Annotated in this window: 11 protein-coding genes; 5 read left to right on the forward strand and 6 right to left on the reverse strand. The window is 73.1% G+C overall.

Annotation, left to right across the window (positions count from 1 at the left end; all coding sequences use genetic code 11):
• Positions 1 to 95: 95 nt before the first annotated feature.
• On the reverse strand, positions 96 to 407 hold the full coding sequence (locus E1291_RS34185; RefSeq protein WP_131742210.1) for a DUF3817 domain-containing protein: 312 nt from the start codon (positions 405 to 407) through the stop codon (positions 96 to 98).
• A gap of 141 nt (positions 408 to 548) precedes the next feature.
• Between E1291_RS34185 and E1291_RS34190 the strand changes: the two genes are divergently transcribed.
• Both E1291_RS34190 and E1291_RS34195 read left to right on the forward strand, forming a co-directional pair.
• A complete protein-coding gene (locus E1291_RS34190) occupies positions 549 to 1340 on the forward strand; it encodes a DUF2127 domain-containing protein (protein WP_131742211.1) in 792 nt (263 codons plus the stop codon).
• 174 nt (positions 1341 to 1514) lie between these two features.
• Entirely contained in the window at positions 1515 to 2183 is a 669-nt protein-coding gene (locus E1291_RS34195; protein WP_242614552.1) for a DUF4230 domain-containing protein, read from the forward strand.
• A gap of 75 nt (positions 2184 to 2258) precedes the next feature.
• Here E1291_RS34195 and E1291_RS34200 read toward each other — a convergent pair whose 3' ends face one another.
• A complete protein-coding gene (locus tag E1291_RS34200; protein WP_131742213.1) occupies positions 2259 to 3449 on the reverse strand; it encodes an acetyl-CoA C-acetyltransferase in 1191 nt (396 codons plus the stop codon).
• 106 nt (positions 3450 to 3555) lie between these two features.
• Here E1291_RS34200 and mce point away from each other — a divergent pair, with 106 nt between their 5' ends.
• The 3 genes from mce to E1291_RS34215 all read left to right on the forward strand — a co-directional run bounded on the left by mce (position 3556) and on the right by E1291_RS34215 (position 7346).
• A complete protein-coding gene (mce, locus tag E1291_RS34205) occupies positions 3556 to 3978 on the forward strand; it encodes a methylmalonyl-CoA epimerase (protein WP_131742214.1) in 423 nt (140 codons plus the stop codon).
• 396 nt (positions 3979 to 4374) lie between these two features.
• Entirely contained in the window at positions 4375 to 5700 is a 1326-nt protein-coding gene (locus tag E1291_RS34210; protein WP_131742215.1) for a DivIVA domain-containing protein, read from the forward strand.
• Positions 5701 to 5852: 152 nt separating this feature from the next.
• Entirely contained in the window at positions 5853 to 7346 is a 1494-nt protein-coding gene (locus E1291_RS34215; RefSeq protein ID WP_242614553.1) for an AI-2E family transporter, read from the forward strand.
• A 110-nt stretch (positions 7347 to 7456) separates the two neighbouring features.
• Here E1291_RS34215 and E1291_RS34220 read toward each other — a convergent pair whose 3' ends face one another.
• The 4 genes from E1291_RS34220 to E1291_RS34235 all read right to left on the reverse strand — a co-directional run.
• Positions 7457 to 8248 carry an alpha/beta fold hydrolase gene (locus tag E1291_RS34220; protein ID WP_131742216.1) on the reverse strand — a complete coding sequence of 264 codons (792 nt, stop codon included), beginning with the start codon at positions 8246 to 8248 and terminating at the stop codon, positions 7457 to 7459.
• Between the two features lie 110 nt (positions 8249 to 8358).
• Complete coding sequence (locus tag E1291_RS34225) at positions 8359 to 9081, reverse strand: alpha/beta hydrolase (protein WP_131742217.1); 723 nt, start codon at positions 9079 to 9081, stop codon at positions 8359 to 8361.
• A gap of 111 nt (positions 9082 to 9192) precedes the next feature.
• Positions 9193 to 9510: an Rv1322 family protein gene (locus tag E1291_RS34230; RefSeq protein ID WP_131742218.1), complete on the reverse strand. Its 318-nt coding sequence runs from the start codon at positions 9508 to 9510 to the stop codon at positions 9193 to 9195.
• 61 nt (positions 9511 to 9571) lie between these two features.
• Positions 9572 to 10085: 3-hydroxyacyl-CoA dehydrogenase family protein (locus E1291_RS34235; RefSeq protein ID WP_242614554.1), on the reverse strand; the 514-nt coding region annotated here is incomplete at its 5' end.

Here is a 10085-nt window from a genome sequence, read left to right on the forward strand (position 1 = left end):
GCTCTCGGGCCGCGCGACTTCCGCCCGGCCGCGCGCCCGCGCGACCGCGGCGGAGTCCCCCCGGATCCACCATGGTCACGCGGGAGGCCGCGGGGTCAGGCGCGGCCCGCCGCCGCGGCGGGCTCGGCGGGCCTGGCCCAGAAGTGCTCGACGAGGAACGGCGCCACGGGCAGCACCGCCGCGCCGAGGGCGAGCGCGGTGCGCGTGAGGTCCCAGCGGAGCTGGTCGCGGACGAGGAACACCAGCCCGACGTAGCCGATGAAGAGGACCCCGTGCACGGGGCCCATGATCTGGACGCCCACCGGGGCGTCCCCCAGGTACTTCAGCGGCATGGCGATCAGCAGCAGCACCAGGAAGGAGACCGCCTCGGCGATCGAGACGATCCGGAAGGCACGAACGTTGTCCACGAACGGTCAACGTACAGGCGGCCCACGCCGGTTGCGACCACCTGTATGGCCCTGCTCACATCCACCCCACCAGGGCGGTGTAGACCGGGCCGTTCCGCGCGAAGCGGGGATCTTTCCGGCGGGGCCCTCTAGGGTGGCGGCGTGGACTGGAGCTTGCTGACCTGCGCGCGTAAGGGACATATCACCTACGCGCCGGACGAGGAGGGGCTGCGCGGGCGGCTCCTCGTGCGGACCCCGATCGGCGACGCGTGGCGGTGCCTGCGCTGCGGAACCTACGTGCACGGCGAGCCGCACGGCACCGGGCCCGCCGACCGGGCGCCGCTGGTGAAGCGCGGCCGGGAGCTGCGCGACGCGTTCATCATGCGGTTCTTCGCCGTCGAGCGCGGGATCCGCGGCGTCATCGTGCTGCTCGCCGCCTACGGGGTGTGGCGGTTCGCCGAGAGCCGCGGCTCGATCGAGCGGATCTTCGAGAAGGAGATCCCGCTGCTGCGGCCGCTGGCCGACCAGGTCGGCTGGGACCTGGACCACTCCAAGGTCGTCGAGTCGACCCGGCACGTGTTCGACCTCGACGCGCGGACGCTGCGCTGGCTGGCGGTCGGCCTGCTGGTGTACGCGGCGGTGGAGCTGATCGAGGCGGTCGGGCTGTGGCTGCTGCAGCGCTGGGGCGAGTACTTCGCGGTGATCGCCACCTGCTTCGGGCTACCCATCGAGATCTACGAGCTGGTCGAGAAGATCACCGTGGTGCGGATCGGCGCGCTGCTGATCAACATCGGGCTGATCGCCTACATCGTCGTCACCAAGCGGCTGTTCGGAGTGCGCGGCGGGCGCGCCGCGCACGAGGCGCACCTGCGGAGCGAATCGCTGCTGGAGGTCGAACAGGCGACGCAGGAGTCGGACCTGCGGCATCCCGCCGCCCCCGAACCGGCGGGATAGCGGACGCGCGGCGACGAACCCGGACGCGAGTTCCCCGCACGACTTCCCTGGACGGCGCCCCGGGGCGGCCGAGCGGGGGAAGTCACGGCAACGGTGACGTGAAAGCGCGCTCCGTCCGGGAATGTCCCGTACATGGTCCGCCCCGAAGCGAGTGACGACACCCCCCGTGAAACCGTGTCCGCCCCCCGCGCCGCACGTCCCGCACCCCGGGGCGGGATACGCGGCGCCCTTCTGCTCGTCGTGGCCACGGTCGCCCTCGTGCTGCTGGCCCAGCAGACCCTGCGGCTCCTCCCGCACTGGCTGAACCCGTTCGCCGAGGAGACCAAGGACCGCAGCGGCCCCGCGCTGCTGCAGTCGATCCGCGACCTGCACCGCTACGAGGCCGCGAGCGGAGACTTCCAGGTCGTCGTGGACCTGGAGAAGGACGCGAAGTTCCTGCCTGGCGCGCTGCGCGGCAAGCGCACCCTCTTCGTCGGCAACGGCTCCGTGGACGCCTACGTCGACTTCTCCGGCGTCGGCGAGGGCGCGGTGAAGGTGAACGCCGACCGCACGTCGGCGTCCATCAGGCTGCCCCGGGCGCGGCTGGAGCCGACCAACCTCGATCCCAAGCGCAGCTATGTGTTCGCGACCGAGCGCGGGCTGTTCAACCGCTTCGGCGACTTCTTCAGCGGCAACCCCGGCGACCAGCAGCAGCTCAACGTGCTGGCCGGCCAGAAGATCCAAGCCGCCGCCGAGGCGAGCAACCTGCGCGGGCGCGCGGACGCCAACACCAAGCTGATGCTGGAGAACATGCTGCGGGCCCTGGGCTTCAAAACGGTCACCGTGGCCTCCGAGTCCCAGTAGCGCCCCGGCACCGCCACGAACGCGCTCGGGAGGAACGCGCGTGGGCGCCCGGCACCCGGCCGGGCGCCCCTCGGATCAGCCCCGCGGGACGCGCAGGATGAGCGCGTCGCCCTGGCCGCCGCCCCCGCAGAGCCCGGCGGCGCCGACGCCGCCGCCCCGGCGCCTGAGCTCGTGGACCAGGTGCAGGGCGATGCGCGCGCCGGACATGCCGACGGGGTGCCCGACGGCGATGGCGCCGCCGTTGACGTTGACCTTCTCGGCGTCGACGCCGAGGTCGCGCATCGACTGGATGCCGACCGCGGCGAACGCCTCGTTGATCTCGATGAGGTCGAGGTCGGCGACCTCCAGCCCCTCCTTGCCGAGCGCGTGCTTGATGGCGTTGGCGGGCTGGGACTGCAGCGAGTTGTCCGGCCCTGCGACGTTGCCGTGCGCGCCGATCTCGGCCAGCCAGGCGAGCCCGAGCTCCTCGGCCTTCGCCTTCGACATCACCACGACGGCGGCGGCGCCGTCGGAGATCTGCGAGGACGAGCCAGCGGTGATCGTGCCGTCGGCGCCGAACGCCGGGCGGAGCCGCGACAGCACCTCCACGGTGGTGTCGCCGCGCACGCCCTCGTCGGCGGCGAACAGGATCGGCTCGCCGCGCCGCTGCGGGATCTCCACGGGCGCGATCTCGTCGTCGAACACGCCGTTCTTGATGGCCTCGGCGGCGCGCCGGTGGGAGCGCGCGGAGAACTCGTCCTGCTCGGCTCGGGAGATGTCGAGCCGGGAGTTGTGGTGCTCGGTGGAGGCGCCCATGGCGATGCCGTCGAAGGCGTCGGTCAGCGCGTCGTGGGCCATGTGGTCGAGGACCTCGACCGAGCCGTACTTGTAGCCGCCGCGCGACTTCGGCAGCAGGTGCGGGGCCTGTGTCATGGACTCCATGCCGCCCGCCACGACGATGTCGAACTCGCCGGCCCTGATCAGCTGGTCGGCCAGCGCGATCGCGTCCAGCCCGGACAGGCACACCTTGTTGATCGTGATGGACGGGACGGTCATCGGGATGCCCGCCTTCACCGCGGCCTGGCGGGAGGGGATCTGCCCCGCGCCCGCCTGCAGCACCTGGCCCATGATCACGTATTGCACCTGGTCGCCGGACACCCCCGCGCGCTCCAGCGCGGCCTTGATGGCGTGCGCGCCGAGGTCGGCGGCGGAGAAGTCCTTCAGCGAGCCCTGCAAGCGCCCGATCGGGGTGCGCGCTCCGGCGACGATGACGGAAGTGGCGGTCATGAGGGGGCCTCCAGGGTGGTGCGGTGGCGACGTTTGCCACCATACCCAGCAGGACCGAACGCGATTTTATTCGCCCCCGTTCGACCGCAATGAGGGAGACACGCCCATGCTGACCCGTATCGACCACATCGGCATCGCCTGCCACGACCTGGAGGTCACCGTCGAGTTCTACCGGACGACCTACGGCTTCACGGACGTGCATTTCGAGGTGAACGAGGAGCAGGGCGTCCGGGAGGCGATGCTCAAGATCAACGACACCGGGGACGGCGCCGCGAGCTATCTGCAGCTGATCCAGCCGATCCGGGACGACTCCGCGGTCGCCAAGTGGCTCGCCAAGAACGGCGAGGGCGTCCACCACATCGCCTTCGGCACCGACGGCGACGTGGCCGAGGAGGCCGCCGGGATCGCGGGCAAGGGGGTGCGGGTGCTCTACGAGGCGCCGCGCAACGGCTCCCTGGGATCGCTGATCAACTTCCTGCACCCGAAGGACTGCCACGGCGTCCTGACCGAGCTCGTGCAGAAGCCCTGAGACGGCCCCGAGCCGGCTCCGAGACCACCGTGGGACGGACCGGGCGCGCGCCGCGCGGGCGCGCCCGGATCGTGACGTGTTCGATATCACGGGCGGGCGGGACGGGGTACTGACCGCTGCTCTGTGACCGTTCAGACACATCTGGTGCATTTGTGGGCCCCGTACCTGGGCACCTCGGACTTCGGCGAGCAGGACCACAAATGCGACAAAACACGCAGCGCGTCAAGATGAGCCCCCAACACGGCAGTGTCCGGAGTACGCTTCATTCGCCGGAAGAGGTCTGGGGCTCCGGTCCCGCTCAGGTGCCCCGTCAGCCAGGCTGATCGACCGGTCCCCGGAACCATCTTGTAGCCCCGTCACATGGCCCGCAGCCCCGTCACATCAGGATTGAGCCACATGCAGTCCGACATCGACGCCCAGCTCAGCAACTTCTTCGAAGACACGCCCCCACGCGAGTTCGACGTGGTGCTTCGCGGCTACGACCGGCACCAGGTCGACGAGCACATCAAGCAGCTCGACACCGAGGTCCGGCAGACCCGCGAGCAGACCCAGGCCCTGCACCGCGAGCTGTCGGACGCGCACCGCCAGCTCCAGGAGCAGGAGCGGCCGACCTACTCCGGTCTCGGCGCGCGCATCGAGCAGTTGCTGCGGCTCGCCGAGGAGCAGGCCACCGAGCTCGTCCAGGCCGCCCGCTCCGAGGCGAACGAGATCAAGGCCGCGGCCAAGGTCGACGCCGCCGAGCAGCGCGCCACCGCCGAGAACGAGGCCGCCGAGCTGCGCGCCACCGCCCAGCGCGAGGGCGACGACATGCGGGGCGCCGCCGAGCGCGAGGCGGAGGAGGTGCGCACCTCCGCCCGCCGCGAGGCCGACGAGCTGACCTCCACCACCGAGCGCGAGGTCGCCAAGCTGCGCGCGACCGCCGACCACGAGGTCGCCGAGAAGCGCGCCGCCGCCGAGCGCGAGATCGCCAAGCTGCGCACCACCACCGAGCGCGAGGTCGCGCAGCTGCGCGCCTCCACCAAGCGCGAGCGGGACGAGATCCTCACCACGGCCAAGCGGCAGGCCGACGAGATGCGCGCGCAGGCCCAGCGCATCCTGGAGGAGAGCGAGGCCCAGCGCGCCCAGGCCGAGGCCGAGTTCGAGATCCAGCTGGCCGCCCGCCGCGAGGAGGCCGACCGGCAGGACGCCGAGCGGCACGCCGCCGCCCAGGCCGCCACGCAGAAGCTCGTCGCCGAGGCCGAGCAGCGCGCCGCGTCCGCCGAGCAGCGCGCCGCCAAGGCCACCCAGCAGGCCGAGCAGACCCGGCGTGAGGCCGACTCGCACGCCAAGCAGCTCATGGCCAACGCCCGCAAGAACTCCGACAACGTCATCGCCGAGGCCAAGTCGCAGGCCGAGCAGCTGCTCGCCGAGACCAAGTCCGAGGCCGACCGCGTCCGCACCGCCGCGCAGCGCCAGGTCGACGAGCTGACCCGCCAGCGCGACAGCATCACCAGCCACCTCAACCAGCTCCGCCAGCTCATCGGCGGCGTCGCCCCGACGATGGGCGGCGTCGAGCCCGAGCTGGCCGCGCCGCCGGAGAAGGCCGCCATCCCGGCCGCCGCGCCCAAGCCGGCCCCGCCGCAGGCCCAGCCCAAGCAGCAGCCGGCCGCCAAGGCCGCGCCCGCCAAGGGGGGCCAGGCCAAGAAGTCCGAGGAGGACGACGAGGACTGGTGGCAGGAGTGACCGGAGCGGTCCACCGACCGTCCGACGCCTGATCGGAAGCCTGGAGGCCGAAGTGCCTCTAGGCTTTCGTCATTCGATCCCCCGTGCCGGCGCGGCCGGCGGATACACGGCCGTGACCGCACGGGGACGGCAGGACGGAAGAGGAGAGCGGCGTGCCCGACGACACCCCCCACGACGACCGACCGGAGGCGCCGCCGAGCGCGCCCCCCGGCCAGCCGCGGGTGGGCGGCGGCACGGTCCCCGCTCCAGCCCCGCCGCCCGACAACGGCCCCGGCAATGGCCCCGGCGATGGCGACGGCGAGGCCGGCGACCGTGCTGGCGCCGCGGTGGCGGAGGACGACGAGACGGCGAGCGGGACGGACGGCTCCCCCGGCGACGGGGCCGGGGAGAGGCCGAGCGGGGCCCTGGACCCGGAGACCGTCGAGGCCCAGGAGGAGGACGCCGGGGACCGCGACCCGGCGACCGGGGGCCCGGTGGAGCGTCCGGCGCCCGTCCCGGGCAAGGAGCCCGTCGTGGACGTCGGGCCGGACACCCCGGACCCGGCGCACGACATCGAGCAGCGCAAGCTCGAGGCGGGCGTCGACCACCGCTTCCCCTTCGGCCGTCCCGGGGAGCCCCTCGGCCGCGCGCACCCGTTCGTCTTCGGGTTCACCGCCGCGCTCGGTGTGATCACCGCCTGGATGCTGGTGAAGGCCGCCACGAACGCCAAGTCGGTGATCGTGATGATCGTGGTGGCGATGTTCCTGGCGGTCGGGCTCAACCCCGCCGTGGAACGGCTCCGGCGGTTCGGGCTGCCGCGCGGCCTCGCGGTCGGCGCGGTGTTCATGGGCGTGCTGCTGTTCTTCGCCGGGTTCGTCGCCTCGCTGGTGCAGCCGATCTCCGAGCAGGTCACCGAGCTGCAGAAGAACATTCCCGACTACGTGACGAAGCTCCAGCACAACGAGCGGCTCGCCGAGTGGGACAAGCGCTACGGGCTGCTGGACCGCGCCGAGAAGACCGTCAACAGCAAGGGCTTCCAGGACACCCTCACCGACCTCGCCACCGGGATCGGCAAGCTCGCGGTCAACGGCATCTTCCAGAGCATCACGATCCTGATCCTGACCCTGTACTTCCTGGGCTCGCTGCCGCAGATCAAGACGTTCTTCTACCAGCTGGCACCGCGCTCGCGGCGGGCCCGCGTCGCGCTGCTCGGCGACGAGATCCTGGACCGCATCGGCGGGTACGTCGCGGGCCAGTTCACCATCGCGTTCATCGCGGGCGTCACCTCCTACATCTTCCTGGAGATCATGGGCGTGAAGTACGCGCTCGCGCTCGCCCTCATCGTCGCGGTGACCGACCTGATCCCGCTGGTCGGCGCGACGATCGGCGCGGTGATCGCGTGCCTGGTCGCGTTCCTGACCGGGACGGTCACCGAGGGCGTGATCTGCGTGGTCTTCTACGTCGTGTACCAGCAGGTGGAGAACTACCTGGTCTACCCGCGCGTCATGAAGCGGACGGTGGACGTGCAGCCCGCCGTGACGATCGTCGCGGCGCTCATCGGCGCGGCGCTGCTCGGGGTGGTCGGCGCGCTGCTGGCGATCCCGACCGCCGCCGCCATCTCACTGATCATCCGCGAGGTCCTCATGCCCCGCCAGGAGACCCTGTAGCGATCCCTGACGGGCTTTCAGGGGACTCCTGCCCCCGCCTCCCGCCGAGCTCGGGGCTCCCCTCTCGGCGGACCTGAGCCGTCCGCCGGCCCCGGCCGTGGCGAGGCCCGTCAACGACCGGTTCGCGCCAGGGCCGCGGCGAACTCCGACACCGCCTGGTTGAACAGGTCGGGCTGCTCGACGGCGCACAGGTGCCCGGCGCGCGGGATCACCATCAGCTCGGCGTCGGGCAGCGCGCCGGTCATGGCGCGCGCCTCCTCCTCGGGCGCCAGGACGTCCTCCTCGCCGACCAGGACGAGCGCGGGCACCTTGAGGGCGCGGAGGGTATCGAACGCCTCCTCCCGGGCCGCCATGGCGCGCTGCGCCCACGCCGCGGCCGCCGGCGGGGCGGCCTGGACGAGACCGCGGACCCGGCCGTAGACGAGGGCGCGGCGCTGGAGCGTGGTGGGCCCGACGAGGTTCGGCAGCACCTCGTCCACGAGCACTCCGGTCGTGCCCTCCCGTTCGAGGCGCTCGGCCTGCCGCAGCCGGTTCTCCCGGACGGGCGGCGTGTCGGCGGTGGCGCGCGTCCCGGCCAGGACGAGGCCGAGGACGAGACCGGGATGGCGGCGGCACAGCGCCATGGCGACGTGGCCGCCCATGGACAGGCCGCCGACGACGGCGCGGCGCAGCCCGAGGGCGCGCAGCAGCCGGGCCACGTCGTCGGCCATGGCGTCGACGGACGGCTCGCCGGTGCCGAGCCGCGATCCGCCGAAGCCGCGCAGGTCGGGGGTGACGACGCGGAACCGGCCGGCGAGCCCCTCGCGCTGGGCGAGCCACATCGCCGAGGACAGGGGAAAGGCGTGCAGCAGCACGAGCGGCGTCCCCGAACCGACGTCCCTGGCGTACAGCTGTACGGTCATCGCGTCCTCACGTCGGGCGGCCCGGTACCCGCCGTCCATCCGGCGGCAACGCAATCGTCACCCTGATCGAGGCCGGGCGAACGGGGGTGGCCGCGATCGGTCGCGCGCGTTTAGCCGTCCGTCCCGTCCCACGCGGTGGGCAGCGGGAAGGCGCCGGGCGCGACCCTCCGGACGATCTCGTTGAGCACGACGCGCACGTACGGCTCGCCCACCCACAGGTGCTTGGCCTTGTCGACGGCGACCACCTCGGCCTGCGGGACGCGCTTGAACCGCTCGCGGGCCTCGGCGGGGCGCAGGTAGTCGTCCAGCTCGGGGACGAGCGCGACGACCGGCCGCCCGTCGGCGCCCCAGGCGTCGAGGTCGGCGTCGGTGGCGCGGTGGAGCGGCGGCGACAGCAGGATCGCGCCCTCGACCAGCGGGTCGCGGCCCCACTTGAGGGCCAGCTCGGTGCCGAAGGACCAGCCGAGCAGCCACGGGTGGGGCAGGTCGTGGTACTCGGTGTACTCCAGCGCGGCGGCGACGTCGTGCCGTTCGGTCTCGCCCCCGCCGAACTCGCCCTGGCTGGTGCCGCGCGCGGAGGTCGTGCCGCGGGTGTTGAACCGCAGGACGGCCAGGCCGGCGAGGGCGGGCAGGCGGTAGGACGCCTTGCGCAGGACGTGGCTGTCCATCATGCCCTCGGCGGTGGGCAGCGGGTGCAGGCAGACCAGTGTCGCCACGGGCGGGCGGTCCGGTGGCAGCGCCAGTTCCCCGACCAGCTCCAGCCCGTCGGAGGTGTGCAGCGTGATCTCCTCGCGCCGCGCCGGCAGCACGGTCGACGCCCTGATGTCCCCCATCGCTCTCCTCTTCCTCGTGGGCGCGTTCCACCGGGTCCGGTGGGGACGGCGCGGATGGCATCGTACGGATGGCACTGTGTGGCGTCGTCGGGGGCGCCGTCGGGGGCGCCGTCAGTGGCGCGGAGCGTTCCTGGAGCGCTGGACGCGCGGCGCGCGGCGGTCACGGGCCTGCCAGCAGGGCCGGTGCCAGTGCCGCCGGTCGTCGGCGCCGCCGCGGTCGCCGGCGGGCCAGGCGACGACGTGCGCGACGCCCGGCGGGATCTCCTGGTCGCATCCGGGACAGCGGTACGCCTTGGTCGAGCCGGCCCCGGCGATCGAGCGGACGATCCAGTCGCCGTCCGGACCCTCCTCGGTCTCCTGGGACCAGCCACCGCCGCCGCCCTGCGAACGAGGGCCCTGCAGGGCGCGGCGGTTCTTGCGGGGGCTCATGGCTTCCAGAATATGGCGGGGGCGCGGGTGACGGGCGCCGGAGGCGGGCCGGGACCGGGTCTCAGCGCAGCGGGCGTCCGGCGGTGACGTGCTCCTCCAGCAGCGGCGTGGGCGCGAGGGCGGGCTCGCGGGTCTCGGCGTACAGGGCGCGCAGGACGGTGACGGCGCGGTCCGGGCCGAGGCGGTCGAGGTCGGCGATCGGGCCGCTCGGGTAGCCGCAGCCGAGCGTCATCGCGGCGTCGATGGAGTCGGCGTCGGCGTACCCGGCGCCGAGCATCGCCGCGGCGTCGTTCAGGTAGGGGAAGCGCAGGGCGTCCACGATGAACCCGGCCCGGTCGCGGCAGCGCACGGTGGTGAGGCCGAGGCGGGCGGCGAGGGCGGCGGCGCGGTCGGCGACGCCGGGGGCGGTGGCGACGGTGGCGGCGATCTCGGCGAGCGCGCCGCCGGCCTCCGGCAGGTGCAGGCCGACGACCGCGCCGGGCCGCGCGGTGGCCGCGGCCCGCTCGATGACCGGCGCGGACGCGGACGCGACCGCGAGCACCGCGTCGTCGCGGGCGGTCTCGAGATCGGAAGAG

The sequence above is a fragment of the Actinomadura roseirufa genome, from assembly GCF_900659635.1.
In the GTDB taxonomy this organism is placed as follows: Bacteria; Actinomycetota; Actinomycetes; order Streptosporangiales; family Streptosporangiaceae; genus Spirillospora; species Spirillospora roseirufa.